24 protein-coding genes and 1 tRNA gene are annotated in these 24,111 nt (G+C 65.9%); 18 read left to right on the forward strand and 7 right to left on the reverse strand.

Annotated elements, in window-relative coordinates:
- Positions 1 to 82: 82 nt before the first annotated feature.
- From AC3FNH_RS12880 to AC3FNH_RS12905, 6 genes are all read left to right on the forward strand, one after another.
- A complete protein-coding gene (locus AC3FNH_RS12880; RefSeq protein ID WP_276099952.1) occupies positions 83 to 2,134 on the forward strand; it encodes a sodium:solute symporter family protein in 2,052 nt (683 codons plus the stop codon).
- Positions 2,135 to 2,194: 60 nt separating this feature from the next.
- A tRNA-Ser gene (locus AC3FNH_RS12885) sits at positions 2,195 to 2,285 on the forward strand.
- A gap of 189 nt (positions 2,286 to 2,474) precedes the next feature.
- Positions 2,475 to 2,765 (forward strand): hypothetical protein, encoded by a 291-nt coding sequence (locus AC3FNH_RS12890; protein WP_488720304.1) that lies wholly within the window; start codon positions 2,475 to 2,477, stop codon positions 2,763 to 2,765.
- A 331-nt stretch (positions 2,766 to 3,096) separates the two neighbouring features.
- A complete protein-coding gene (locus AC3FNH_RS12895; RefSeq protein WP_488720305.1) occupies positions 3,097 to 3,339 on the forward strand; it encodes a hypothetical protein in 243 nt (80 codons plus the stop codon).
- Between the two features lie 810 nt (positions 3,340 to 4,149).
- Positions 4,150 to 4,998: a D-amino acid aminotransferase gene (locus AC3FNH_RS12900; RefSeq protein ID WP_488720306.1), complete on the forward strand. Its 849-nt coding sequence runs from the start codon at positions 4,150 to 4,152 to the stop codon at positions 4,996 to 4,998.
- Positions 4,999 to 5,052: 54 nt separating this feature from the next.
- On the forward strand, positions 5,053 to 5,328 hold the full coding sequence (locus tag AC3FNH_RS12905) for a hypothetical protein (protein ID WP_488720394.1): 276 nt from the start codon (positions 5,053 to 5,055) through the stop codon (positions 5,326 to 5,328).
- A 43-nt stretch (positions 5,329 to 5,371) separates the two neighbouring features.
- On the opposite strand, the gene dgcN is transcribed toward AC3FNH_RS12905, so the two are convergent.
- Positions 5,372 to 6,646, reverse strand: coding sequence for a diguanylate cyclase DgcN/YfiN (gene dgcN / locus AC3FNH_RS12910; RefSeq protein ID WP_488720307.1), 1,275 nt, complete (start codon positions 6,644 to 6,646; stop codon positions 5,372 to 5,374).
- Positions 6,643 to 7,230, reverse strand: coding sequence for a regulatory sequestration protein YfiR (gene yfiR, locus AC3FNH_RS12915; protein ID WP_488720308.1), 588 nt, complete (start codon positions 7,228 to 7,230; stop codon positions 6,643 to 6,645). Before yfiR ends, dgcN begins: the two co-directional genes overlap by 4 nt.
- A gap of 266 nt (positions 7,231 to 7,496) precedes the next feature.
- Here yfiR and AC3FNH_RS12920 point away from each other — a divergent pair, with 266 nt between their 5' ends.
- From AC3FNH_RS12920 to AC3FNH_RS12935, 4 genes are all read left to right on the forward strand, one after another.
- Complete coding sequence (locus AC3FNH_RS12920) at positions 7,497 to 7,958, forward strand: DUF4149 domain-containing protein (RefSeq protein ID WP_488720395.1); 462 nt, start codon at positions 7,497 to 7,499, stop codon at positions 7,956 to 7,958.
- A gap of 81 nt (positions 7,959 to 8,039) precedes the next feature.
- Positions 8,040 to 8,243 (forward strand): hypothetical protein, encoded by a 204-nt coding sequence (locus tag AC3FNH_RS12925; protein ID WP_276099959.1) that lies wholly within the window; start codon positions 8,040 to 8,042, stop codon positions 8,241 to 8,243.
- A gap of 101 nt (positions 8,244 to 8,344) precedes the next feature.
- Entirely contained in the window at positions 8,345 to 8,740 is a 396-nt protein-coding gene (locus AC3FNH_RS12930) for a YXWGXW repeat-containing protein (protein WP_276099960.1), read from the forward strand.
- Positions 8,741 to 8,878: 138 nt separating this feature from the next.
- Complete coding sequence (locus tag AC3FNH_RS12935) at positions 8,879 to 9,106, forward strand: hypothetical protein (protein ID WP_488720309.1); 228 nt, start codon at positions 8,879 to 8,881, stop codon at positions 9,104 to 9,106.
- Between the two features lie 41 nt (positions 9,107 to 9,147).
- Here AC3FNH_RS12935 and AC3FNH_RS12940 read toward each other — a convergent pair whose 3' ends face one another.
- The 3 genes from AC3FNH_RS12940 to glpK all read right to left on the reverse strand — a co-directional run bounded on the left by AC3FNH_RS12940 (position 9,148) and on the right by glpK (position 12,928).
- Positions 9,148 to 9,540, reverse strand: coding sequence for a hypothetical protein (locus AC3FNH_RS12940; protein WP_276099962.1), 393 nt, complete (start codon positions 9,538 to 9,540; stop codon positions 9,148 to 9,150).
- A 193-nt stretch (positions 9,541 to 9,733) separates the two neighbouring features.
- Positions 9,734 to 11,338 (reverse strand): glycerol-3-phosphate dehydrogenase/oxidase, encoded by a 1,605-nt coding sequence (locus tag AC3FNH_RS12945; RefSeq protein WP_276099963.1) that lies wholly within the window; start codon positions 11,336 to 11,338, stop codon positions 9,734 to 9,736.
- Between the two features lie 39 nt (positions 11,339 to 11,377).
- Positions 11,378 to 12,928 (reverse strand): glycerol kinase GlpK, encoded by a 1,551-nt coding sequence (gene glpK, locus AC3FNH_RS12950; RefSeq protein WP_488720310.1) that lies wholly within the window; start codon positions 12,926 to 12,928, stop codon positions 11,378 to 11,380.
- A gap of 47 nt (positions 12,929 to 12,975) precedes the next feature.
- Here glpK and AC3FNH_RS12955 point away from each other — a divergent pair, with 47 nt between their 5' ends.
- Together AC3FNH_RS12955 and purU are read left to right on the forward strand one after the other, a co-directional pair.
- Complete coding sequence (locus tag AC3FNH_RS12955; RefSeq protein WP_276099965.1) at positions 12,976 to 13,818, forward strand: NUDIX hydrolase; 843 nt, start codon at positions 12,976 to 12,978, stop codon at positions 13,816 to 13,818.
- 69 nt (positions 13,819 to 13,887) lie between these two features.
- The gene (purU, locus tag AC3FNH_RS12960; protein ID WP_276099966.1) at positions 13,888 to 14,754 is read left to right on the forward strand and encodes a formyltetrahydrofolate deformylase; all 867 of its coding nucleotides are present in this window, start codon (positions 13,888 to 13,890) and stop codon (positions 14,752 to 14,754) included.
- A 79-nt stretch (positions 14,755 to 14,833) separates the two neighbouring features.
- On the opposite strand, the gene AC3FNH_RS12965 is transcribed toward purU, so the two are convergent.
- Complete coding sequence (locus AC3FNH_RS12965; protein ID WP_276099967.1) at positions 14,834 to 15,604, reverse strand: DeoR/GlpR family DNA-binding transcription regulator; 771 nt, start codon at positions 15,602 to 15,604, stop codon at positions 14,834 to 14,836.
- Positions 15,605 to 15,766: 162 nt separating this feature from the next.
- Between AC3FNH_RS12965 and AC3FNH_RS12970 the strand changes: the two genes are divergently transcribed.
- The 6 genes from AC3FNH_RS12970 (at position 15,767) to AC3FNH_RS12995 (ending at position 21,885) form a co-directional block, all read left to right on the forward strand.
- A complete protein-coding gene (locus AC3FNH_RS12970; protein WP_488720311.1) occupies positions 15,767 to 16,888 on the forward strand; it encodes an ABC transporter ATP-binding protein in 1,122 nt (373 codons plus the stop codon).
- 1 nt (position 16,889) lies between these two features.
- On the forward strand, positions 16,890 to 18,008 hold the full coding sequence (locus AC3FNH_RS12975; RefSeq protein WP_488720312.1) for an ABC transporter ATP-binding protein: 1,119 nt from the start codon (positions 16,890 to 16,892) through the stop codon (positions 18,006 to 18,008).
- Positions 18,005 to 18,889 carry a carbohydrate ABC transporter permease gene (locus AC3FNH_RS12980; protein ID WP_276099970.1) on the forward strand — a complete coding sequence of 295 codons (885 nt, stop codon included), beginning with the start codon at positions 18,005 to 18,007 and terminating at the stop codon, positions 18,887 to 18,889. Before AC3FNH_RS12975 ends, AC3FNH_RS12980 begins: the two co-directional genes overlap by 4 nt.
- The gene (locus AC3FNH_RS12985; protein ID WP_488720313.1) at positions 18,882 to 19,715 is read left to right on the forward strand and encodes a carbohydrate ABC transporter permease; all 834 of its coding nucleotides are present in this window, start codon (positions 18,882 to 18,884) and stop codon (positions 19,713 to 19,715) included. Before AC3FNH_RS12980 ends, AC3FNH_RS12985 begins: the two co-directional genes overlap by 8 nt.
- A 22-nt stretch (positions 19,716 to 19,737) precedes the next feature.
- Positions 19,738 to 20,046, forward strand: coding sequence for a DUF2160 domain-containing protein (locus AC3FNH_RS12990; protein ID WP_488720314.1), 309 nt, complete (start codon positions 19,738 to 19,740; stop codon positions 20,044 to 20,046).
- Positions 20,047 to 20,169: 123 nt separating this feature from the next.
- Positions 20,170 to 21,885 carry an ABC transporter substrate-binding protein gene (locus tag AC3FNH_RS12995; RefSeq protein WP_488720396.1) on the forward strand — a complete coding sequence of 572 codons (1,716 nt, stop codon included), beginning with the start codon at positions 20,170 to 20,172 and terminating at the stop codon, positions 21,883 to 21,885.
- A gap of 54 nt (positions 21,886 to 21,939) precedes the next feature.
- Here the strand turns inward: AC3FNH_RS12995 and AC3FNH_RS13000 are convergent, their stop codons facing one another.
- A complete protein-coding gene (locus tag AC3FNH_RS13000; RefSeq protein ID WP_488720315.1) occupies positions 21,940 to 23,913 on the reverse strand; it encodes a sensor domain-containing diguanylate cyclase in 1,974 nt (657 codons plus the stop codon).
- Between the last annotated feature and the right edge of the window lie 198 nt (positions 23,914 to 24,111).

Genomic DNA, 24,111 nt, shown 5'->3' on the forward strand with positions numbered 1-24,111 from the left:
CCCGACCGAACCCGCCGCCGCGCTCAACGCGCCGGCGGGTTCTTCACTGTCGTTCCCCCTCAACTGCCAGACCGCTCTGCCTATGCCCGACGCCCAGTCGCGTTTCCGCCGCCGGCTGATGCTGTACTACGGCCTGTTCACGCTGGGTTTGTTCGGCTTCGTCGGCATGATGGGGCTGCTAGAGAAATCCAATGCCGATGCGCTCTGGCTCGGCTATGTCTTTCTCTTTATCACGATCGCGATCTACGCCTGCATCGGCCTGATCTGCCGCACCTCGGATCTCAACGAATACTACGTGGCCGCGCGGCGCGTGCCCGCCATGTTCAACGGCATGGCGATCGCGGCCGACTGGATGAGCGCGGCATCTTTCATCGGTCTGGCGGGCATCCTGTTCGCGTCCGGCTATGAAGGCCTGGCCTACGTGATGGGGTGGACCGGCGGCTATTGCCTGGTCGCGTTCCTGCTCGCGCCGTATCTGCGCAAGTACGGGGGTTATACCATTCCCGATTTCCTGGCGGCGCGCTACGGCAATGGCAAGCCGGGCGGCAATCTGCCGGTGCGCGCCATCGCGGTACTGGCGGCATCGCTGTGCTCGTTTGTCTACCTGGTCGCGCAGATCCAGGGCGTAGGCCTCGTGGTCACGCGCTTTATCGGCGTGGAGTTCGCGGTCGGCATATTCTTCGGGCTGGCCGGCATCCTGGTCTGCTCGTTCCTGGGCGGCATGCGCGCGGTGACATGGACCCAGGTGGCGCAGTACATCATGATGATTGTCGCCTTCCTCGTCACGGTTTCGATGATTGCGTGGAAGCACCATCAGGAAGTCGTGCCGCAACTGAGCTATGGCCCGCTGCTGTCACAGCTGGACCAGCGCGAGCGGCAACTCGAGCGCGAGCCGGCCGAGCAGGCAGTACGAGAGTACTACCGGCAGCAGGCCATCCAGATGCAGGACCGCATCGCGCGGTTGCCGGAATCGTTCGCCGAAGAGCGCGACGCGCTCGACGCGCGGCTTCGGGACTTGCGCGGGCGCAATGCGCCGCTGCGGGAGATCAAGGCGGTAGAACGTGAACGCATCGAATTCCCCGCCGATGCGGCCGCCGCGAAGCAGCAGTGGAACCAGATGCGCGAAGACGCGCTCGCGCGCAGCCAGCCTTCCACGCCATCGACCGAGCCCTATCCCTCGGCCTCGGAACACGAGCGCGGGAACAAGCGGCTGAATTTCGTATTGCTGGTGTTCTGCCTGATGGTGGGGACTGCCAGCCTGCCGCACATTCTCACGCGCCTGTACACCACGCCCTCGGTGAAGGAAACGCGCAACTCCGTGGCGTGGGCCGTGCTCTGCATCGCCTTGCTATACGTCTCAGCCCCCACGCTGGCGGCACTGGTCAAATACGAGTTCTTCCAGCATGTGGTCGGCACGCCTTATGCCGAGCTGCCGCAGTGGGTCGTGCAGTGGCGCAAGGTCGATCCGCCTGTGTTCGCCCTGCGCGACGTCAATGGCGACGGCATCGTGCAATGGGCGGAAATCCTGCTGCAGCCCGACATGATCGTGCTGGCGGCGCCGGAGATTGCCGGGCTGCCTTACGTGATATCCGGGCTGATCGCCGCCGGCGCGCTGGCGGCCGCGCTGTCCACCGCGGACGGCTTGTTGCTGACAATCGCCAATGCCCTGTCGCACGACGTTTTCTATCACATGGTCGACCGCCAGGCGAGCCACCAGCGGCGCGTCACCACGGCCAAGATCGTGCTGCTAGGGGTGGCGCTGTTCGCGTCGTACGTCACCTCCCTGCGTCCTGGCAATATCCTGTTCCTGGTCGGCGCTGCCTTCTCACTGGCAGCCTCCAGCTTCTTCCCGGTACTGGTGCTGGGCATCTTCTGGCGCCGCACCACCGCCGCCGGCGCGGTAGCGGGCATGGCCGCGGGGCTTGGCATCTCGGTCTACTACATATTCGTCAACTATCCGTTCTTTACCCGCATGACCGGGATTTTCGGCGACCGGTGGTTCGGCGTGGACCCGATTGCGTCTGGGGCATTCGGCGTTCCGGCGGGCTTTGCCGCGGCCATCCTGGTCAGCCTTGTCACGCCACGGAACGCGCCTGTGATCGACCGCCTGGTGAGCTACTTGCGAAAGGGGTAGGGCGGCAGATCACGAAACGCTGGACGCGTTGCCGGGCTCTGCTATAATCGCTGACTTCCCGGAGAGATGGATGAGTGGTTTAAGTCGCACGCCTGGAAAGCGTGTATAGGTTAACAGCCTATCGGGGGTTCGAATCCCCCTCTCTCCGCCACACATTCTGTAAGGCTTTGCGGGTTAGCGACAGCTGACGGCAGGGTTATAAAAAGGGCTTGGGTCATCGACCCCAGCCCTTTTTGTTTGCCTGCACGATTGCAATTCCGAGGAGGGGCGTAACGCTTTGATACAGCTGCCCAAAGCCGCTTTCGCTATTCTGGCGCCCCCGATGCCGCACATCTGCCTAATGTCCCGAACATCCCGAACAGCCGGCCTGACCCTGTTTCTCTGCTTCTTCCTGGTCTCGCCAGTGACACGCGCCGATAGTACCGAGTACAAGGAAAAATTTCGCGAGGGCCCGTGCAAGGTCGAGCGCAAGCAAAAGGGCGATGGCGAGTACAAGGAGAAGCGAAAATGCAAAGGCGGTCCGCCTGGCTATGAGCAAAAGCAGAAGTACCGCGAAGGCCCCTGCCTGATCGAGCGCGAGTGGAAAGACAACGGTGACTATGAGGAGAAGGTCGAATGCAAGCGCTCGTGAGTGCATGCGTTGACGGCCGGTGATCCAGGTTGGCGGCCAGCGCAGGCTCACTATTCGACTATTCGAACCTGCCCGCGCGCAGTGAAGACTGACCCGGGTGGGTGATGCGGCCAGCCTGCCCGCGACGTAGACTGGCCTCACGTAGGTGCCGGATCTCCTCCAGCCTACAGGTCCTTCAGCCCCTCGAGGCCCCCGCACCGAGGGGCTTTTCTCTGCGCGCAGATTTTATTGGCCTCGTCACCTCTCCGTTCCTTGTCGGACTTCCTCCGATACCGGACGCCTCGCGCAAGAGCTATCACCAAGTCATGGCAGCATCTGCAAGGAGGCCATCATGCAAGCACGATTGGCGCCTCGGAACATCCAGGAGGACCTCAAGGAGCTGGATGACACGGAACGGTCCATTGAGCGCCTGGGGCAGCGCATTCACGCGCAGGAGCGACGGATCGCGGAACTCAAGCGGGACGGCATTGAAAGCAATAGCGCCGAGCAAATCCGTGCCAGGCTATGCGATAGCCTCAGCGATCTGGTCAAGCATCGAGCGCTGATTTTGCATGGCATGACCTATCCCGGTTAAGGGGACGGGCGCCGTTTGCAAACGACGGCCAGGCGCGTCAAGGCGTCTGACGGCCAACCGGCCTCACGCTCGGCATGCCGCCGATGTTCTCGATGCGCGGCAGTGCGCCCATGGCAATATGCTGCCTGACTGCATCCATCAGTTCCGCAGTGTTCCACTGGCCCTTGCCGATTGCCGAAGAGGCGTCGCCTGTGACGGAAAAGCGCCCGCCACAGCGTGCGCAGCGATACACGCAATCGCCATGGAGCTGATCGCGACGGTCACGCCAACGTCGCGCAAGATCGCCGCACAGCAAGCAGGGCACGGCTGTGATCGAGCTCACGATATGACCTTCAGGTCGCGCCTATCCTCGCCAGGAGTCGCTTTCTCATTCCGTGAAGTCCTTGCTGGCGCGTCCTCCGTCCCTGCGCTGCGTAGCCGGACCGTCCCGCCTTCCCTGCATATTTCCAGCACGGCGTGCTCCTTCCTGGCGTAGTGCCAGCCAGCAGCAATAGCCGCATCCAGCGTAGCGAAATGAAGCGGGGCGGGCAGGCCAGCTGATTGCATGGACCACCCCAAGGCAGCTGGCGAAACGCGAACAATTCGCGAAGGCATGCCCGTCTCCTTGAACAGGGTAGCGGAGTACTGTATCGGAAGTCTTCGCAGCGAGTCCCTGTTCAGAAAGGAAGGATTTTGGCCGCGTTGTTATGAATTCGAGGGACGGACGACATTCATCGCTTTCGCTTTTCCTGGCCACCTTATGCGCCATTTGCATAGGCTGCCGTCTCGCACTGTGAAAGAATCGGACATCCCTTCCAACGCGCGCGCACCATGTCCGAACCCACCGTCTACCTCAATGGGGAATTGACTCCCTTGTCCGAAGCCCGCGTCCCTGTGCTGGACCGCGGCTTCATCTTCGGCGATGGCATCTACGAAGTCATCCCGATCTACCACGGCAAGCCGTTCCGCGGCGCCCAGCACCTGGCGCGCCTTGCGCGCAGTCTGGCAGCAATCGGCATTCCCGATCCGCACAGCGAATCCGAGTGGCTGGCGCTGATTGCACGCGTGGTGGAAGCCAATGGACTCTCCGACCAGATGGTGTACATCCAGGTCACGCGCGGCGTGGCGCGGCGGGCGCACGCCTTTCCCAAGGCGGTCACGCCGACGGTGCTGATCATGACCAATCCAATGGTGCTGCCGTCGGCGGAGGCCGTTGCAAAGGGCGTAGCATGCGTGACGATGGAGGACCGCCGCTGGCTGAATTGCCAGATCAAGTCGACCTCGCTGCTCGGCAATGTGCTGGCTGCGGAACACGCTGCCGAGCATGGCGTGACCGAGGCTATCCAGTTCCGTGATGGCTGGCTCACGGAAGCCTCGTCGTCCAATGTGTGGGTGGTGCGCAAAGGCCGGGTATTGGCGCCGCCCAAGGACAACCTCATCCTGGAGGGCATCCGCTACGGCCTGATGGAGGAACTCTGCGAGACGTTCGATATCTCGCTGGAGGCGCGCCGTATCTCGCGTGACGAGGTCTTCGGCGCCGATGAGGTCTTGCTGTCGTCGGCAAGCAAGGAGCTGCTGCCGGTGGTGTCCATTGACGGGCAGGTTATCGGCACCGGCGTGCCCGGGCCGGTATTCCGCAAGCTCTACGACGCCTATCAGGCTGCGAAGGCCGCGCTTTGAGCGGCCGGGTACGCACGTGCTAGCATGGCTGCCGAACCGCTCCGGGAGATTGCCATGGCCAAGCGCGAGCGCGGCCGCCGCGCCTTGCAGGACGAGGTGAGCCGGCGAGTGCAGCAGATCGACGAAATCGGCGAGGATGGCGCCAGGATTCGCGTGCCGATGCCTGAGCCGCACCCGCGTGATGCACGCGGACGGAACTGGGATATGAAGGGCTTCGGCAAGGGCACCGGCTACGAGGCCGGCATCCGCGCCGTGGTCGACAAGGTGCGCGACGACTTCGATCTGTCGGACTCGATCGAGAACCGCGCGCCGAATCCATTCGGCGACTGAGCCCTGGACGCCTGCTCCACGGTGTCGCTGTGGAAGGCACGGGTCATGACTGGTCCTGGATGGTCTCCAGGCGTGGCTCCGCACTCTGCCAGGCCCCGCCAGACCGGCGCTTGGCGCCGTACATGGCCGCGTCGGCCGCGTGCAGCAGCCCCTGGCTGCCCCGCGCATGCACCGGGAACACGGCTATGCCAATGCTAAGCGATGCGGTGATGAAGGTGCCATCGGGCAAATGGACAGGCTCGGGGATCCGTTGCAGGACCTGCTCGGCGATCTGGATGGCGTCTGCGGGCGCGCGCAAGGACGTGGTCAGCACGGCGAACTCGTCGCCCCCCAGGCGGGCGACTACATCGCCCTCCCGCACGCCTGCGCGGATGCGTTGCGCCAGGGCTATCAGCACGGCGTCTCCGGCAGCGTGGCCAAAGCGGTCATTGATGCCCTTGAAGTCATCACTGTCGAGATAGAGCAGGGCTGCATAGCCGGTGCTTGCAGCCGCGGCGCGTACGGCGAGTTCCAGCAATTCCTCGAACGCTGACCGGTTGAGCAGGCCGGTCAGCGAGTCATGGCTGGCACGATGAGCGAGCGACCGGTTCTCGTGCTGCATCTGGTGTTGCCAGGTTTCCAGTTCGTCGAGCAGGCCGTTGAAGTCGTCGCCAAGCGCATTCAGCTCCTCGATGCGGGCGGGTGGCGTGCGCCGGGCAAAATCGCGCTCCGAACGCACGGCGTGGGCCACGCGCATCAGGTTGCGCAGCGGTTCGACGATCTGCGCCAGCATGCGGCTCGACATGTAGTGCGCGCTGACCGCCGTCAGCAGCAGACAGGCGAGCAGGCCCAGCCCGCCCTGCAGCAGGAAGTGCAGCAGATTGGAAGGGTCGCCGGTCATGCGCAGGATGCCGACCGGCCTGGCGTCATGCAGAATCGGCTGCTCGATCACGCCAGTACTGAGCAGTTCCCCGATGGTGTGCCGCAAGCCGTCACGGCGTTCGTGGCCCGGACGCTGCCAGTCCGCCAGGACGCGGTTATCCGGGTCCAGTACCGTGGCGCGCGACACATCTTCGGACTCGGCAATCAGGGCCAGGGTCTCGCTGGCGGCAGCCTTGTCGTGGAATACCACGGGCGCTTCGAGCGTATAGGCGATCGAGCGCGCCACCAGCCGCAGGTTGTGGTCGGCATAGACCCGCAATGCCGTGAGGCCCAGCGCGGTCAGCGAGAGCCCCGCCGTGCAGACCGCCAGCAGCGCCACGCCAAGGTGGATGCGGCGCAGCGCACCGTAGAGGGTAGGGCGTTGCCGGCCATTGGCAAGCCGCGATCCAGGCTTCATGACGATGCGCCCCGGCGCCGGCCCAGTTGCAGCACGGCCGGATGGACATGGACACCGCTGCGGGCGAGCGAATCGAGATTCACGCGGAACGACACCTGGCTCTCGCGGATGTTCAGGCAGAACATGCTGCCAACCTCACACTCGAAGTCCTCTTCGCTGATGACCAGCACTGGCCGGCCCGTCAGTTCCGCGGCAAGGCGCTGGCGCCGGGCGTCGGTCATGGTGCCAAGATAGAGCGCATCGCACTGGCTCGCGAGCGGTTCCGACATGACATCGACTTCGCGCGTGCGCACCTGGCGGCCGTTGCTCAGCGCCCCGCCTTCGAGCAGGCGGGCCGGATACCGGCTGGTATTGTCCACGCAGAGGCGAATCGACTCCCGCTCGGCCGGCCAGTGCGCGTAGCCGAGCAGGCTGAAGACGACCCGCGCCACCATGTCGGCGCGTTGCGGGGCGGGTTGAGCGATCGCGCCCGGCGGCAATACGGCTGGCACGATAGCCAGCACGGTAGCCGCCAGCAGGCGCAGGCAGTAGCGGAAGGGGCTTCGGTTCCGCCTGGGGCGGATTCTGGCGGGGGCGCGAGCCATGAGGTGGGTGAAATGTGCGTACGGCCTGATCGGGTTGTCCTGGGCCCGCTCTTGCATGGAACGCAGTGCGTTCCATGGCGTTCTCGTTTTGATCGGGCCGGGACGCAGGTTGGGGGCGGTTCCCGGCATTGTCTGAAGCGGTTATCGGCAGGATCGCCGCAATCCTGAATCGTCAGCGGGCCTGCGGGCATCCTGTGCGCGTGAATGCGCGCGGCGCATAGAATGCAGGCTTTGGTGCGCAGCGCCGATTCCCCCCACACCGCATGATGACCTTCCTGTCGCTTCTACTGTTCCTGCATGTGATCGCTGCCGTCGTCTGGGTGGGCGGCATGTTCTTCGCCTATCTGTGCCTGCGCCCGGTCGCGGGGCAGGTACTCGATCCACCGTCGCGCCTGCGCCTCTGGCGCGGAGTCTTTGACCGCTTCTTCCGATGGGTCTGGGCGGCACTGGTGCTGATCCTGCTCAGCGGCGGTGCCATGATGGCCCATGCCGGCATGGCCGCGGCACCGCCGAACTGGCATCTGATGGCGGGCGTCGGCGTGGTGATGGCCGTGGTCTTCCTCTTCGTTTTCTTCGGGCCCTATCCCGCTTTGCGGCGCAATGTGGACGCTGGCGAATGGCCAGCCGCCGCCGCCGCGCTCAACCGGATCCGGCAAGCGGTCGGTATCAATCTGGTGCTGGGTTTGTTCAATGTCGCGGTGGCGACGCTCGGTCGCATTGTCAGCTGAAGAACTGGACCGTGACGGGTTCAGGGAACTGTCGCCATGCTGTGCTAGTCTTTTCAGACACGCATTGCAAGGAGGTGGATCATGGCGAGCGAGTCCCATTCCGGCCTGAAGTCTTTCGTGCAGACGGCGCCCCAGGCGGGCCGCTATGTCTGGATCATTTCACTGGTCGATTTCAATGCCCAGCAAATTCGGCGCACCATTGTCTCTGACGATACGTTCACCACGTCGGATGCGGCGCGAGTCGCCGGCGATGCCGAACTGAAAGCCATGGTCGCGGACCATTAGTCCGTCACGCCGTCTCGGGTCCGTACCGGGATACCGTTTCTTACAACGGATGTGCCCACTTCGGAGTTAGACTTGGGCCACATCTACAAGAAAGGGTATCCATGAAGACTCGTTTTCGCGTCCTGCCGCGTGCGGTCCTGCTTGCGGCCTTTGTTTGCGGCGGACTTGGCGCCGGCCTCCCGGCGCAGGCCCAGGTCTCGGTCAACATTGCCATTGGCGTGCCGCCGCCGGCGCCGGTCTATGAGGTCGTGCCCGCGCCGCGCCCCGGCTATGTCTGGATGCCGGGCTACTGGGACTGGGACGATCATCATCACAAGCACGCGTGGAAGCAGGGCCGCTGGGAGCATGAGCGGCCCGGTTATGTCTATGAGTCTCCGCGCTGGATCCAGTCGCGCGATGGCTGGGTTCTGGTACCTGGCCGCTGGGACGATCACCGCGGCAAGGGGCCCAAGGGGTATCACTGCCCGCCGGGCCACGCCAAGAAGGGCGAATGCTGAAGCAATGCCGGAGGTCAGGCTGAGCCGGCAGCCTTCACGGTGACCGGCGTGCGGCATGCCATGCTACGATCCCCGCCGGTAGTGCGAAGCGCCTGCGGGCCATCTGGCCCGCCCGCAGCCGACACGGAGAGACGGACCATGGCAAAGCATGTTTTCACGCGTGCTCAGTATCTCGACATCCTCAATGACAGCTTGCGCAACCACCCGGGCTGGCGGCCCGGCATGGCCTTCGTATTCCTGCCGCCGGGCGCCGATGCGAGCCAGGCAACGGCCGTGGGATGTACGGGCCCGCTCGAGGCCATTCCCGTCTATGCCGAGATCCAGCGCGTGGCGGCGGATCTCATCGAGGTAAGGGAAGCGGTCTAGCGCAGCGCGGGCGGCAGGCCTGACCGCGCTGCACCCGAGCCTTACTCTTCGTCGCCCTCGTCGTCCTCATCTCCCAGGAATTCGCGGCGCAACATCCAGTTGGCGATCGCTTCGTCGCAGATCTTCTTGAACTTCTGGCGGTCCGGCATCTTGTCGAACAGCGAAAAGTTGACCAGTGCCATGCCGGCATCGGTGATGTAGAACATGCGGCGCGGATCGTCGGGGTGGACGATGCGTCCGTCGATGCCGCCTTCGTCACTGTCGGCCGGCATGTCCTCGAGTTCGACCACGCGGCACGTGAAGCGCGGGCTGCGCGTGTGGGTCAGGTACTCGAATTCGTCGTGCAGGACCTCTCCGCCCCGGCCGGCGGCGATCGCGAAGCCCCAGATGAAGCGTGGCATCGGCAGGTCGGACAGGTCTTCAATCTCGTCCATGGTGTTCTCCGTATTGCAATGGCCCGCATTATCTCCCGGAATGCCATTGCCTCAAATGGGGGGGCGATAACAGGCCGCGCTATGGCACGGCGCGACAGCCGCCGGGCATGGGAGGATTCCTGTCCGTCTGCTCCAGGTCGCGCAAGGCGATGTCGGTGGTCCTGTCTGGTATGGAAGGCAGCAGCCGGCCGGCTCAGCCGAGCATATATCCGGCGGCGAGCTTGCGGAAGCTCGCCACTTCGGCGGCCTGCCAGGCGTCGTCGTGGCCCAGCTCTTGCGCCAGGATCGCTGCCACGCGCGGCGCGGCCTCCACGGCCGCGCGGGCATCCAGGAAGAGCGCCCGGTTGCGCCGGGCCAGCACGTCCTCGACACGTCGCGCGAGTTCGTGGCGCGCGGCAAAGCGCACGTGGGCCTCGGTCAGTCCCGCCGTGGGCGCCAGGAAGTTCTCGTTGCCGGGCAGGGCCCGCAATGCCGGCAACTCATTGCCATAGTAACGGTCCGGCGAGACCGAGTTGGGCGCCGGCAGGTCTGCGGGCAGGCCGCTGGCGCCATGCAGGGCAAGGTCAGCCGTCACGCACGGCGCGGCGCGCAGCATCTGGCGCTGGATCGCCGTCTGGATGACATCTTCCGCCATCTTGCGATAGGTGGTCCATTTCCCGCCTGTGACCGTGATCAGCCCGGCGCGCGACACCACGATGGTGTGCTCGCGCGACAGCGAAGCGGTCGATGCCTCGCCGGTTGCCTTGACCAGCGGCCGCAGGCCGGCCCAGACGCTGGTGACGTCGGCACGGCTCGGGTCCCGCGCCAGGTAGCGCGAGGCGGTATCCAGGATAAAGTCGACATCGTCGGCGCTGGCATCGGGTTCCAGCGGCAGGTCCTGGCGCGGCGTGTCGGTGGTGCCGACGATCGTGTGCCCGTTCCACGGCACCACGAACAGCACGCGGCCGTCATCGGTCTTCGGGATCAGGACGGCCCGGTCCCCCGGCAGGAAGCTGCGCGGCAGCGTCAGGTGCACGCCCTGGCTGGGCGCGACCATGGTGCGGGCGTGGCCGCCCTCCATCTGGCGCACGGCGTCTACCCATACTCCCGTGGCGTTGACCACGCAGTCGGCGCGCAGGCGGAAGGTGGCATCGCCGAGCGCATCGCGAACCGTCACGCCATTGACCACGCCGCCCTGCTGCGACAGGCCGGTCACCGGCAGGTAGTTGATGGCGGTGCCGCCCACGTCGAACAGCGTGCGCATCAGCGCAATGGCCAGGCGGGCGTCGTCGAACTGGCCGTCGAAGTACAGGTTGCCGCCGCGCAGCGGGCGTCCGCCCACGTGCTCGGCCAGTGTCGGCGCGGCGGCCAGCACCTCGCGGTGGCTCAGCCAGCGGCTCCCGTCCAGGTTCAGGCTGCCGGCCAGCATGTCATAGAGTTTCAGGCCGATGCCATAGAACGGCTGGTCGAAGAGCTGGTAGGCCGGCACGACAAAGCCGAGCGGCCAGACCAGGTGCGGGGCATTGCGGGCCAGCAGTCCGCGCTCATGCAGGGCCTCGCGCACCAGGCTGATATTGCCTTGCGCCAGGTAGCGCACGCCGCCATGCACGAGCTTGGTGGCCTTGCTCGACGTGCCCTTGGCAAAGTCGGCGGCTTCCACCAGCAGCGTGCGGTACCCGCGCGAGGCCGCGTCGACGGCCGTGCCCAGGCCGGTGGCGCCGCCGCCGATGACAATCACGTCCCAGCGGGGCTCCCGTTCCAGGCTTGCGAGCAAGGCGGCGCGGGACGGTGGCTGGATCGGGGTCGGGACTTTCTGCATGACAAGTTCGGGTGGGGGGTAAGGCGGGCGCGGCTGCAATCAGGACTTCGCGGTGCCGGTGGGCTCGTCATCTTCGCGCGCCCAGTCGCGGGCCCGGTCGACGGCGCGATGCCAGCGGTTCAGCCGGTGCGCGCGTTCGTCACTCGAGAGCCTGGGTTCGAAGCGCCGTTCCACCTGCCATTGCCTGGCGATCTGTCCCGGATCACTCCAGTAGCCGGTGGCCAGCCCGGCCAGGTAAGCGGCACCCAATGCCGTGGTTTCCGTGACGCGCGGGCGCACCACGGTCGTGCCTAGCAGGTCGGCCTGCATCTGCATCAGCAGGTCGCTGCGCGAGGCGCCGCCATCGACGCGCAGTTCGGCCAGCGAGATGCCGGCATCCTTTTGCATGGCCTCGAGCACGTCCACGCTCTGCAGCGCGATGGATTCCAGCGCGGCGCGCGCGATCTGCGGGCGGCCGGTGCCCCGCGTCATGCCGACCAGCGTGCCGCGCGCGAACGCATCCCAGTGGGGCGCGCCCAGCCCGGCAAACGCCGGCACCAGTACCACGCCGCCGGTGTCGTCGCACTGGCGCGCCAGCGGCTCGACCTCGGGGGCGCTTTCGATGATCTTCAGGCCGTCACGCAGCCACTGGATGGTGGCGCCGCCCATGAAGACGCCGCCCTCCAGGCAGTATTGCGTCTGGCCGCCAATCTGCCAGCCGATCGTGGTGAGCAGCCGGTTGCGCGAGACCACCGGCTGCGGGCCGGTGTTCATCAGCAGGAAGCAGCCCGTGCCATAGGTGTTCTTGGCCATGCCCGGCGACAGGCAGGCCTGGCCGAAGGTGGCGGCTTGCTGGTCGCCCGCGATGCCGGCAATGGGCACTTCCACGCCAAACAGGTGCGGTGCCGTGCGCGCGACTTCGCCACTCGACGGCACCACCTCGGGCAGCACCTTGTGCGGGATGTCGAGCAGCGCCAGCAGTGCGTCGTCCCATTCGAAGGTGTGGATGTTGAACAGCATCGTGCGCGACGCGTTGGACACGTCGGTCACGTGGCGCGCGCCGTCGGTGAGCTGCCAGATCAGCCAGCTGTCCACGGTGCCGAAGGCCAGCTCGCCGCGCTGCGCGCGTTCGCGTGCGCCCGGGATGTTGTCGAGCATCCAGCGCAGCTTGGTGCCGGAGAAGTAGGCATCGACGACCAGCCCGGTCTTCTCGCGGATCATCCGCTCATGGCCGGCATCCTGCAGCGCTTCGCACATCGGCGCGGTGCGGCGGTCCTGCCAGACCAGCGCGCGGCCCACGGGCTCGCCGGTCTTGCGGTCCCACAGCACCGTGGTCTCGCGCTGGTTGGTGATGCCGACGGCGCGCAACTGCGAGGTGGAGATGCCGGCGTCGTTCAGGGCCTCGTGCGCGACCGCGAGCTGCGACTGCCAGATTTCGTACGGGTCGTGCTCGACGTGGCCGGGATGTGGGTAATATTGGCGGAACTCGCGCTGGGCAAGCCGCACCGGATTGCCGGTGTGATCGAACAGGATGGCACGCGAACTGCTGGTGCCCTGGTCGAGCGCCAGTACGAACTGCTGCTGCCCGGCGGGCGTGGTCTGCTGGTTCATGCCTGTCGTCCCTGAAGTCCCTGAGAAACCTCAACTTGCGTCTGCCGATGCCTATCGACACCCTTGCCGCCATCGACGCGTCCCTTGCCGCGCGCAGCCCCTTTGACTACGCCACCAAGCTGCGCCTGATGGTGTCGGGCCAGCAGGTCGGCTGGCTGCCGCGCGATCATGCCGAGATCCTGCGCGGCATGGGTTGCTTGCTGGGGCCTGAAGAGGACACGCCGCTCGGCCCCGGCGTTGACCTGCTGCCGGGCCGTGGCGACTTCGCGGTACGCAGCGCGGCGCTGGAGGCGCTGGCCAGGCAGCTTGCCGATGCCGGCCACGTACGTGGCTGGCGCAATGAGCTGTTCGCCGTGACGCCGGCGCTTGACGCCCCGGCGCTGGCCGTGGTGGAGCGCGCCGCGGCGCGCTTCCTCGGCCTGCTCACGTTCGCCTCGCACATGAACGGCGTGATCCGCGGCGAACCGGATTTCTGGATCTCGCGGCGCAGCCAGGCCAAGGCGGTCGACCCCGGCATGTGGGACAACCTGGTGGCCGGCGGCATGCCGCACGGCAGCGACCCTCTGGCCACGCTGGTGCGCGAATGCGAGGAAGAATCGGGCATCCCGGCCGCGCTGGCGCGTGGCGTACAGGCCCATGGCCGCATCGAAGTGCTGCGCGAGATTCCGGAAGGCGTGCAGTGGGAGCACGTCTATATCTATGACCTGGAACTGCCCGCCGACTTCATTCCGCACAACCGGGACGGCGAGGTCGCCGAACACCGTCGCATCGATCCCGCTGCATTGCTTGCTATCATGTCGGCCGGCACCATGACGGTCGATGCGACACTGGTGACGCTGGATGCCCTCCGCCGGCGCGGCTGGCTGGCATCCGCGGGCGATTCCGCCTGACGCCGGGCCCCGTGCCCCGCCTGCGCCCTCGCGGCCCCTTGCCGCACGCACCCGACAGAACAATTCACGATGAGCAACACCGGATTCATTCTCACTCTTTCGTGCCCGGACCAGCCGGGCATCGTCCATTCCGTATCGGGCCTGCTGTTCCAGAACGGTTGCAATATCGTCGACTCCGACCAGTACGGCGATGAATTCACCGGCCGCTTCTTCATGCGCGTGCATTTCACCCCGCCGGCCGGCGGCCCGGGACTGGACACGCTGAAGGCTGCGTTCGCGCCGGTGGGCGACCAGTTCGGCATGCAGTGGGAACTGTTCGACGCCGCGGCCAAGCCGCGCGTGATGATCATGGTGTCGAAGATCGGGCACTGCCTGAACGACCTGCTGTTCCGCGCCAAGGTGGGCGGGCTGCCGGTCGAGATCGCGGCCATCGTGTCCAATCACCGCGACTTCTACCAGCTGGCGGCGTCCTACGACGTGCCTTTCTTCCACCTGCCGCTGATGAACGCGTCGGCCGAGCAGAAGGCCGCGCAGGAAGCCCGCGTGTTTGAAGTGGTGCGCGATCAGAACATCGACCTGGTGGTGCTGGCGCGCTACATGCAGGTGCTGTCCGACGACCTGTGCCGCAAGCTGGCCGGGCGCGCGATCAATATCCACCACTCGTTCCTGCCGAGCTTCAAGGGCGCCAAGCCGTACTACCAGGCTCATGACCGCGGCGTGAAGCTGATCGGCGCGACCGCGCACTACGTGACGGCCGACCTGGACGAAGGCCCGATCATCGAGCAGGAAATCGCGCGCGTCGACCACAGCATGGATCCGGAGCAGCTGACCTCCGTGGGCCGCGACGTCGAGTGCGTGGCGCTTGCCCGCGCGGTCAAGTGGCATGCCGAACACCGCATCCTGCTGAACGGCCACAAGACGGTCGTGTTCAAGTAATCCCCGCGGCTTGCCGCCGGCGCGCATTGCGCCGGCCGGCCAGCGCACACCGGCACGCGCCGCCGCCCTGGCGGCAGCTTCAGTCCTGGTCCGCCACCACACAGTTCACTCCGCTGTCCGCCACGATCTGCCCGAACGGGGCCGCCAGCGGCTGGTCGGTGAACAGCCTGTCCACCTGCGACAGATGCGCCAGTTCCACCATCGCCTGGCGGTGGAACTTGCTGGCGTCCGCGGCCAGCCATACCTCGCGCGCATGCTCCATGATGGTCCGTGCCACCTTGACCTCGCGGAAGTCGTAGTCGCGCAACGTGCCGTCGGCCTCGATCCCCGAAATGCCGATCAGCCCGATATCCACCTTGAACTGGCGGATGAACTCCACGGTGGCTTCGCCGACGATGCCGCGATCGCGCGAGCGCAGCACGCCGCCGGCCACGATGACTTCGCAGTCGGGATTGTCGGCCAGGATGCCGGCCACGTTCAGATTGTTGGTGATCACGCGCAGGCCGCGGTGATGCATCAGCGCACGGGCGATCTCTTCCACCGTGGTGCCGATGTTCAGGATCAGCGAGCAGCCTTCGGGCACCGCCTTGGCCACCGCGCGCGCAATGCGCACCTTGCCTTCGGCGTTAAGCACCTGCCGCTGCCGGTAGCCGATGTTCTCCGTGGTCGAGCCCTCGACCCGTACCCCGCCGTGGAAGCGCGCCAGCATGCCGCTTTCCGCCAGCAGGTTGACGTCGCGCCGGACGGTCTGCAGCGTCACGCCGAACTTGCGTGCGAGCGCGTCGATGGAGGCAAAGCCCTGGCTGCGGACTTCCTCGAGAAGGGCGGTCTGGCGCGGATTGAGGGTCATGCGAGGCATTCTAGTTCAAACACAAACGAAAACAAATGATGCGCTGCACTATTGTTTTATGTTCGTTCATTTACTAAAACGAGCATAAAGCCAAGCATCGTGCGCGTCAGGCGCGCGTTGGGTTCCTGTGATGCAAAGGGCATTTCGAACATTGGAGATCGGATGCAGCTGAGTCTCGAGGGCATTGCGCAGCAGGCGGGCTCGCAAGCCTGCCTATACCCGATGTCGCTGATGCCGGAGGCGGGCGCGGTGACGGTACTGCTTGGCGCTACGCAAGCCGGCAAGACTTCCCTGATGCGCGTGATGGCGGGCCTGGACCGCCCCAGCGCCGGCCGCGTACTGGTGGACGGCGCCGACGTGACCGGAGTGCCCGTGCGTGCGCGCAACGTCTCGATGGTGTACCAGCAGTTCATCAACTACCCGTCGCTGCGTGTCTTCGACAACATCGCGTCGCCGCTGCGGCTGCGGCGCCAGGCAGACCGGGATGACATTGCTGCCCGGGTGCGGTCGCTGGCTGCCAGGCTGCATATCGACCATCTGCTGGACCGCTACCCGGCCGAGCTGTCGGGTGGCCAGCAGCAGCGCGTGGCGCTGGCTCGCGCGCTGGCCAAGGGCGCGCCGCTGATGCTGCTGGACGAGCCGCTCGTCAACCTGGACTACAAGCTGCGCGAGGAACTGCGCGAAGAGCTGACCCACCTGTTCGCGCAGGGCGAGGCCACCGTGGTCTACGCCACCACCGAGCCGGCCGAGGCCCTGCTGCTGGGCGGATATACCGCGGTGCTCGACGCCGGCGAACTGCTGCAGTACGGCCCGACGCCAGAAGTCTTTCACTATCCGGATTCGCTGCGCGTGGCGCGTGCCTTCAGCGATCCGCCCATGAACCTGATCGAAGGGTCGTTGCAGGACGGCCGGGTCACGCTGTCAGACGTCATCTCCGTGCCCGTTCCCGAAGCCGGCCGTCACGGCGGCCCCGTCACCGTCGGCGTGCGCGCCGCGGCGCTGCGTCTGGAGGGTTCGCCGGGATCGGTGCCGGTGCCCGGCCGCGTAGCGCTGGCCGAACTGTCCGGTTCCGATACCTTCGTGCATGCCGACACGCCCGTGGGCAACCTGGTCGCGCAGTTCGCAGGCGTGCTCGACTTGCGGCTGGGCGCGCCACTGACACTGCATCTGGTGCCGGAGCAGCTCTATGTGTTCGATGACAGCGGCCGGCTCATCTGCGCGCCGCGCCGGTCCGGCGCACTGGCCGCCGGGGTCCTGCCATCCGGCGCTGTAGCAGGGGGCTGACATGGCGCGCATCGACCTGGACCTGGCCCATGCCTACGCCGCCAACCCGCGCTCCGACGACGACTACGCGCTGCTGCCGCTCAGGTTCAGCTTCGAGGATGGCGGCGCCTATGCGCTGCTGGGCCCGTCCGGCTGCGGCAAGACCACGCTGCTGAACTGCATTTCCGGGCTGCTGCGGCCGTCGCACGGACGCATCCTGTTCGACGGCCGCGACGTGACCGCCGACTCGCCGCAGGCGCGCAATATCGCGCAGGTGTTCCAGTTCCCGGTGATCTACGACACCATGACCGTCGGCGAGAACCTGGCGTTCCCGCTGCGCAATCGCGGCGTGCCGCCCGCGCAGGTGCGCGAGCGGGTAGGGCGCGTGGCCGAGATGCTGGACCTGTCGGGCTCGCTCGACCGGCGCGCGAGCGGGCTGGCGGCCGACGCCAAGCAAAAGATCTCGCTGGGCCGCGGGCTGGTGCGACAGGACGTGTCGGCGATCCTGTTCGACGAGCCGCTGACCGTGATCGATCCGCAGCTCAAATGGCAGCTGCGGCGCAAGCTCAAGGAGATCCATCATGAATTCCGGCTGACGCTGGTCTACGTGACGCATGACCAGACCGAGGCGCTGACCTTTGCCGACCAGGTCGTGGTGATGTCGCGTGGCAAGGCCGTGCAGGTCGGCTCGGCCGACGCGCTGTTCGAGCGGCCCGCGCATACCTTTGTCGGGCACTTCATCGGTTCGCCCGGCATGAATTTCCTGCCGGCAAGCTGGCGCGACGGTGCCGTCGACATGGCGGGGCGCCGCTATCTGCCGGCCCTGCCGGATGCGGTGGCCGGCGCGCTGCAAAACGCCGGCAGTTTCCGCGTCGGCGTGCGGCCCGAGTACCTGCGCCTGGCCGGCAATGCGGACACGCAGGCCGTGCCGGTGCGCGTGGAGCGCGCGCAGGACATCGGCACCTACTGGCTGGTGACCGGCACCGTGCAGGAGGCTGGCAGTCAGGCAGGCACGCTGCGCGCGCGCCTGGGCCCCGAGGCCGCGGCGCTGCGCCCCGGCGATACGGCGTGGCTGTCCGTGTTCAACCGCCATACCTGCTACTACGTGAATGAAGTGCTGGTGCCAGGGAGTCAGCCATGAAGCCCATCAACCAGAAGGCCTGGCTGCTGGTGTTGCCAGTCGTGCTGTGCGTGGCGTTCTCGGCCATCCTGCCGCTGATGACCATCGTCAACTATTCGGTGCAGGACATCATCTCGCCCGAGCGGCGCGTGTTCGTGGGCACGGAGTGGTTCCGCAACGTGCTGCGCGACGGCGAGCTGCACGATGCGCTGCTGCGCCAGCTTGGCTTCTCGCTGGCGGTGCTGGTGGTGGAGATACCGCTTGGCATCCTGCTGGCGCTGTCGATGCCTGCGAGAGGGTGGAAGTCATCGGCCGTGCTGGTTGTCGTTGCGCTGTCGCTGCTCATCCCCTGGAATGTGGTCGGCACGATCTGGCAGATCTTCGGGCGCACCGACATTGGCCTGCTCGGTGCGGCGCTCGACGCGCTGGGGTTTGACTACAACTACACCGGCAGCGCCTTCGATGCCTGGGTGACCGTGCTGGTCATGGATGTCTGGCACTGGACACCGCTGGTGGCGCTGCTCTGCTACGCCGGCCTGCGCGCCATCCCGGACGCCTACTACCAGGCCGCGCAGATCGATGGCGCGAGCCGCTTCGCCGTGTTCCGCTACATCCAGCTGCCGAAGCTGCGCGGCGTGTTGATGATCGCGGTCCTGCTGCGCTTCATGGACAGCTTCATGATCTACACCGAACCCTTCGTGCTCACCGGCGGCGGCCCGGGCAACGCCACCACCTTCCTGTCGCAGTACCTGACGCAGAAGGCCGTCGGCCAGTTCGACCTGGGGCCGGCCGCGGCCTTCTCGATCGTCTATTTCCTGATCATCCTGCTCATGTGTTTCATCCTCTATAACTGGATGCAGCGCGCGGGTACCGCCGGCAGCGAGGACATGCCCCATGGCTGATACCCGCTCTGATACCCGCAAGCGCGCCACGGCGTGGCGCACCACGTTCCTGCTGGCCTACCTGCTGTTCGCCATCCTGCCGATCTACTGGATGGTGAACATGTCGTTCAAGACCAACGAGGAGATCCTCTCCACGCTGTCGCTGTGGCCGGCGGCATTCACGCTGGAACATTACCGGACCATCTTCACCGATGCCTCGTGGTACTCGGGCTATATCAACTCGCTGATCTACGTCGCCATGAACACGGTGATTGCGATCACGGTGGCGCTGCCGGCGGCGTACGCGTTCTCGCGCTACCAGTTCATCGGCGACAAGCATGTCTTCTTCTGGCTGCTGACCAACCGCATGACGCCGCCGGCGGTGTTCCTGCTGCCGTTCTTCCAGCTCTACAGCACCATCGGCCTGATGGATACGCACCTTGGCGTGGCGCTCGCGCACCTGGTCTTCAACGTGCCGCTGGCCGTGTGGATCCTGGAAGGCTTCATGTCGGGCGTGCCGCGCGAGATCGACGAGACCGCCTATGTGGACGGATATTCCTTCCCGCGCTTCTTCCTGACCATCTTCCTGCCGCTGATCAAGGCCGGCGTGGGCGTGGCCGCGTTCTTCTGCTTCATGTTCAGCTGGGTGGAGCTGCTGCTGGCGCGCACGCTGACCTCGGTCAACGCCAAGCCGATCGTGGCCACCATGACGCGCACGGTGTCGGCGTCGGGCATGGACTGGGGCGTGCTGGCCGCGGCCGGTGTGCTGACCATCGTGCCGGGCGGCATCGTGATCTGGTTCGTGCGCCACTACATCGCGAAGGGCTTCGCGATGGGCCGCGTCTAGTCCGAAGAGCGAGGAGATCGCCATGCTGAGCTGGATGGTCTGGACCACGCCGGTGGCCGTGTTCTTTGCCTGCATCGTCGCCATGCTGGTGGCCATGACGGCGTGGGAAGTCCGCTCGCCGGCGGAGCTGCGCAAGGGCTTCCTGCCGATTGCCACCACGCGCGGCGACCGGCTGTTTATCGGGCTCATGTGCGCCGCCTGGATCAACCTGGCATGGGTGGGGCTCGGCGAAAGCCTGATGCAATGGTTCTCGCTGGCGGAGGAGCCGTCCATCTGGATCAGTTTCGGCCTGTCGATGCTGGTCTTGCTGCTGGTCATGCGCAAGGGCTGAAAGCGGGCCCGCTTCAACCTTCATGGGACATGCGGCTTATCCCTTCCCCGGGGCCGCGCCCGGACAGCAAACGGGGAGGGGATTCTCGAGGAGACACCGATGAACGTGCACGTGAAGTCAGCAATGACGGTCCTTGCCTGCGCTGCCGCGCTGGCATGCGGCCATGCCCGGGCGGGCGAGGCCGAGGCGAAGAAGTGGATCGACAACGAGTTCCAGCCCTCGTCGCTGTCCAAGGACAAGCAGCAGGCCGAGATGAAGTGGTTCATCGACGCCGCCGCCAGGCTCAAGGCCAAGGGGGTCACGCAGATCAACGTGGTGTCGGAGACCATCACCACGCACGAGTATGAGTCCAAGACGCTGGCCAAGGCCTTCGAGGAGATCACCGGCATCAAGGTCAACCACGACATCATCCAGGAAGGCGACGTGGTCGAGAAGCTGCAGACCTCGATGCAGTCGGGCAAGTCGATCTATGACGGGTGGATTTCCGATTCCGATCTGATCGGCACCCACTACCGCTACGGCGCGATCCTGCCGCTCTCCGACTATATGGCCGGCGCTGGCAAGGAATGGACCAATCCCGGACTCGACGTGAAGGACTTCATCGGCACCAAGTTCACCACCGCGCCGGACGGCAAGCTGTACCAGCTGCCCGACCAGCAGTTCGCCAACCTGTACTGGTTCCGCGCCGACTGGTTTGCGCGCAAGGATCTGCAGGACAAGTTCAAGGCCAGGTACGGCTATGACCTGGGCGTGCCGACCAACTGGTCCGCGTATGAGGACATCGCCAACTTCTTTACCAACGACGTGAAGGAGCTGGACGGCAAGAAGGTATATGGGCACATGGACTACGGCAAGAAGGATCCGTCGCTCGGCTGGCGCTTTACCGATGCCTGGCTGTCCATGGCCGGCACGGCCGACAAGGGCCTGCCCAATGGCATGCCGGTCGACGAGTGGGGTATTCGCGTGGCCGAGGACAAATGCACGCCGGTGGGCGCTTCGGTGTCGCGCGGCGGTGCGACCAACAGCCCGGCGGCGGTCTACGCGTTGACCAAGTACATCGACTGGATGAAGAAGTTCGCGCCGCCGCAGGCCATGGGCATGACTTTCTCGGAAGCGGGCCCGGTGCCGGCGCAGGGCCAGGTCGCGCAGCAGGTTTTCTGGTACACGGCCTTCACCGCCGACATGACCAAGAAGGGGCTGCCCGTGGTGAACGCCGACGGTTCGCCCAAATGGCGCATGGCGCCATCGCCATACGGCCCGTACTGGAAGCAGGGCATGCAGAACGGCTACCAGGACGTGGGTTCGTGGACGTTCTTCAAGAACACCGATCCCAACCGGCTGGCCGCCGCATGGCTCTACGCGCAGTTCGTGACCGCCAAGACGGTGTCGCTGAAGAAGTCGCTGGTGGGCCTCACGTTCATTCGCGACAGTGACATTCATCACGACTACCTGACCAGGAACGCGGCCAAATACGGCGGGCTGATCGAGTTCTACCGCAGCCCGGCGCGCGTGGCATGGACGCCGACGGGTACCAACGTGCCCGACTATCCGAAGCTGGCGCAGCTCTGGTGGAAGAACGTGGCCACGGCGGTGACTGGCGAGAAGACGCCGCAAGCCGCCATGGACAACCTTGCCGAAGAGATGGACCAGGTCATGGCGCGCCTGCAGCGCGCGGGCATGAGCAATTGCGCGCCCAAGCTTAACGCCAAGGGCGATCCGTCCAAGTGGCTGTCCAGCGACCATGCGCCGTGGAAGAAGCTCGACAACGAGAAGCCGAAGGGCGAGACCATCGCTTACGACAAGCTGCTGCAAGCGTGGAAGGAGGGGCGCGTGCGCTGAGGCGTTGAGCCGGGGCCTGCCTGACGGTGCGTGGCAGGCCCTTCGTCTTTCAGGCTAGGCTGGCGTGTCCTCCAGCGGCGCGGCATAGCGCGCCTTGCCTTGGCGCTTGGCTTCATACAGAGCCATGTCGGCCCGCATGAACAGCTCGCTGACGGACATGCCTTCGCCGGGACGGTGAATGGCCGAGCCGACGCTGACGGTGGCAGCGTGCTCTTGCCCGTCGATGACGACCGGCGCCAGCGCCGTCTGCACGATGGTGTTGGCGATACGCTCGACCGCCCGGACATCGTTGACGTTCTCCAGGATCACCGCAAACTCGTCGCCGCCAATGCGGGCCACGGCGTCGTCCTCGCGTACGCTGCAGGTCAGGCGCTGGGCCAGGGTAACCAGGAGGCGGTCGCCAATGGCGTGCCCGTAGCCGTCATTGACGGCCTTGAAATCGTCCAGGTCGACCAGCAGCAGCGCTGCCGCCTGCCCGCTGGCGTCGGCGCGTGCCAGGGCTTCGGCAAAACGCCGGTCGAAGCCCTTGCGGTTGAGCAACCCGGTCAGGTGGTCGGACACGGTCTGCGCTTCCAGGCTGCGCAGCTTCTGGCGCTCGCTGGTGACATTGCGCGCGAACAGATGCAGCCCGAGGATGGTGTCCTGTGCATCGTTCCAGGCCGGCTGGCAAGTGAACTGCATGCATTCCGATCCGTCCGGGCTTTCGCGTGTGAACTTGACGGCCTTGCCGGCAAAGGCTTGCTCCAGATGCGGGCGCGAGGCCAGATAGGCCTGCGTGCCCCACAGCTCGCGCAGCGAGAGGCCAATGATCTGCTGTGCCGGCAGCCCGAAATGGCGCGCATAGGCCTGGTTGACGAAGACGAAGCGCTCGTTCATGTCGATGAACGAGACAAAGTCCGGCACATGGTTGGCAATGGCCTCGATGCGCTTTTCGCTCTCGGCGGCGTGGTCCTTGGCCGTTTTCAGCGCGGCTTCGCGCTCGGAGAGCTGGCGCATGACGTCGGCGAAGGTCGCGGAGAGCTCGCCGATCTCGTCCTCGCGGCCCACCGGCAACTCCGCGGCGGCGGCCGGGTTGGTGGCGACGCGGCGCACGGCACGGTGCAACCGCTGCAGCGGCGCGAGCAGCCGCCACATCACCAGCCACATCAGCGCGGCTGCGACTACCAGCGAGAGCGCGGCAATGGCGAGCACGCGAGGGCGCGCCGAGAACAGCGGTGCATAGGCCTCTTTGGCTGGCAGCACGGATACCAGTTCCCAGCCATTGGATTCCAGCAGGTAGCGCGCAATCACCGGCTGGCGCGGGCGGATGGGCTCCCAGAAGGATTCGGGCTGGTCGACGCCGCACGTCTCGCCGATGGCCCTGGCCGAGGCCAGGAGCTTCGAAGGATCCGGGTGCATGGCGTAGCGCGGGTTTGGGCCGGCGGAAACAAGGCAGAAGCTGCCCGTGACGCCGGCAGGGCTGCGCGCCAGTTCGTGCAGGAAATTGGCCAGCGACAGGTTGATGACCCCGCCCACCACCGCGCGCAGTTCGCCACCCGGCCCATGCAGCGGAACCGCGAGCACCACGCCGGGCGACTTGGTCAGCTTGCCCTGGAGCAGGTCGGAAACCGCAAATGGTGCGCCATTGACGATCGCGCGGAAATAGTCGCGGTCACCCAGGTTGATGTGCACGCCCTCCGGCACCGCGGTGCTGAAGATCATTGCCCCGTTGGGGCCTGCCATGAACACGGCGTTGAAGGTCTCCGGCAGGTCTGGCATCTGCGTGGCGATGCGCTTGAGTTCGGACGGACGGCCGCCCAGCGCGGGCGCCAGCTGCTGGGCGATGTGGCGCAGGACGGAGGCACGGTTCTCAATCTTTTCGTCGAGCTGTTCGGCGACCAGCCTGACCAGGGAGTCCTGGTGGTTCTGCTGCAGGTCTTTCAGGCTGTAGTACGCGTAGTACTGCGAAGCGAATGCCCGCAGCACGATGATCAACGTAACCACCGTGGCGGTCGCGACCGCCATCCGCAGTTTGATTGAGTGACGCATGATTTGCTTCTTCTTCCGCGCACTGACCCGTTTCCGGCCCCAGGGCATTTGGACTGACGACCCCGCCCTTCTTGTACGGAACCAGGCGTTCAGGGTAGCAGATGCGCCCATCATCGCCATAGCCGCCGATATAAGTGGCGCGGCATTGTGGTGCGGGCTGCACTCCGTTGGCGCGTCTTGGTGGCAACGGCGCGACGG

The organism is Cupriavidus sp. 22TCCZM01-5 (genome assembly GCF_057798915.1).

What these genes read in the sequence shown, in the direction of transcription:
- AC3FNH_RS12880 (WP_276099952.1), top strand. Translation starts at nt 83, where the DNA reads ATGCCCGACGCCCAGTCGCGTTTCCGCCGCCGGCTGATGCTGTACTAC.
- AC3FNH_RS12890 (WP_488720304.1), top strand. Translation starts at nt 2,475, where the DNA reads ATGTCCCGAACATCCCGAACAGCCGGCCTGACCCTGTTTCTCTGCTTC.
- AC3FNH_RS12895 (WP_488720305.1), top strand. Translation starts at nt 3,097, where the DNA reads ATGCAAGCACGATTGGCGCCTCGGAACATCCAGGAGGACCTCAAGGAG.
- AC3FNH_RS12900 (WP_488720306.1), top strand. Translation starts at nt 4,150, where the DNA reads ATGTCCGAACCCACCGTCTACCTCAATGGGGAATTGACTCCCTTGTCC.
- AC3FNH_RS12905 (WP_488720394.1), top strand. Translation starts at nt 5,053, where the DNA reads ATGGCCAAGCGCGAGCGCGGCCGCCGCGCCTTGCAGGACGAGGTGAGC.
- dgcN (WP_488720307.1), bottom strand. Translation starts at nt 6,646, where the DNA reads ATGAAGCCTGGATCGCGGCTTGCCAATGGCCGGCAACGCCCTACCCTC.
- yfiR (WP_488720308.1), bottom strand. Translation starts at nt 7,230, where the DNA reads ATGGCTCGCGCCCCCGCCAGAATCCGCCCCAGGCGGAACCGAAGCCCC.
- AC3FNH_RS12920 (WP_488720395.1), top strand. Translation starts at nt 7,497, where the DNA reads ATGACCTTCCTGTCGCTTCTACTGTTCCTGCATGTGATCGCTGCCGTC.
- AC3FNH_RS12925 (WP_276099959.1), top strand. Translation starts at nt 8,040, where the DNA reads ATGGCGAGCGAGTCCCATTCCGGCCTGAAGTCTTTCGTGCAGACGGCG.
- AC3FNH_RS12930 (WP_276099960.1), top strand. Translation starts at nt 8,345, where the DNA reads ATGAAGACTCGTTTTCGCGTCCTGCCGCGTGCGGTCCTGCTTGCGGCC.
- AC3FNH_RS12935 (WP_488720309.1), top strand. Translation starts at nt 8,879, where the DNA reads ATGGCAAAGCATGTTTTCACGCGTGCTCAGTATCTCGACATCCTCAAT.
- AC3FNH_RS12940 (WP_276099962.1), bottom strand. Translation starts at nt 9,540, where the DNA reads ATGGACGAGATTGAAGACCTGTCCGACCTGCCGATGCCACGCTTCATC.
- AC3FNH_RS12945 (WP_276099963.1), bottom strand. Translation starts at nt 11,338, where the DNA reads ATGCAGAAAGTCCCGACCCCGATCCAGCCACCGTCCCGCGCCGCCTTG.
- glpK (WP_488720310.1), bottom strand. Translation starts at nt 12,928, where the DNA reads ATGAACCAGCAGACCACGCCCGCCGGGCAGCAGCAGTTCGTACTGGCG.
- AC3FNH_RS12955 (WP_276099965.1), top strand. Translation starts at nt 12,976, where the DNA reads ATGCCTATCGACACCCTTGCCGCCATCGACGCGTCCCTTGCCGCGCGC.
- purU (WP_276099966.1), top strand. Translation starts at nt 13,888, where the DNA reads ATGAGCAACACCGGATTCATTCTCACTCTTTCGTGCCCGGACCAGCCG.
- AC3FNH_RS12965 (WP_276099967.1), bottom strand. Translation starts at nt 15,604, where the DNA reads ATGACCCTCAATCCGCGCCAGACCGCCCTTCTCGAGGAAGTCCGCAGC.
- AC3FNH_RS12970 (WP_488720311.1), top strand. Translation starts at nt 15,767, where the DNA reads ATGCAGCTGAGTCTCGAGGGCATTGCGCAGCAGGCGGGCTCGCAAGCC.
- AC3FNH_RS12975 (WP_488720312.1), top strand. Translation starts at nt 16,890, where the DNA reads ATGGCGCGCATCGACCTGGACCTGGCCCATGCCTACGCCGCCAACCCG.
- AC3FNH_RS12980 (WP_276099970.1), top strand. Translation starts at nt 18,005, where the DNA reads ATGAAGCCCATCAACCAGAAGGCCTGGCTGCTGGTGTTGCCAGTCGTG.
- AC3FNH_RS12985 (WP_488720313.1), top strand. Translation starts at nt 18,882, where the DNA reads ATGGCTGATACCCGCTCTGATACCCGCAAGCGCGCCACGGCGTGGCGC.
- AC3FNH_RS12990 (WP_488720314.1), top strand. Translation starts at nt 19,738, where the DNA reads ATGCTGAGCTGGATGGTCTGGACCACGCCGGTGGCCGTGTTCTTTGCC.
- AC3FNH_RS12995 (WP_488720396.1), top strand. Translation starts at nt 20,170, where the DNA reads ATGACGGTCCTTGCCTGCGCTGCCGCGCTGGCATGCGGCCATGCCCGG.
- AC3FNH_RS13000 (WP_488720315.1), bottom strand. Translation starts at nt 23,913, where the DNA reads ATGCGTCACTCAATCAAACTGCGGATGGCGGTCGCGACCGCCACGGTG.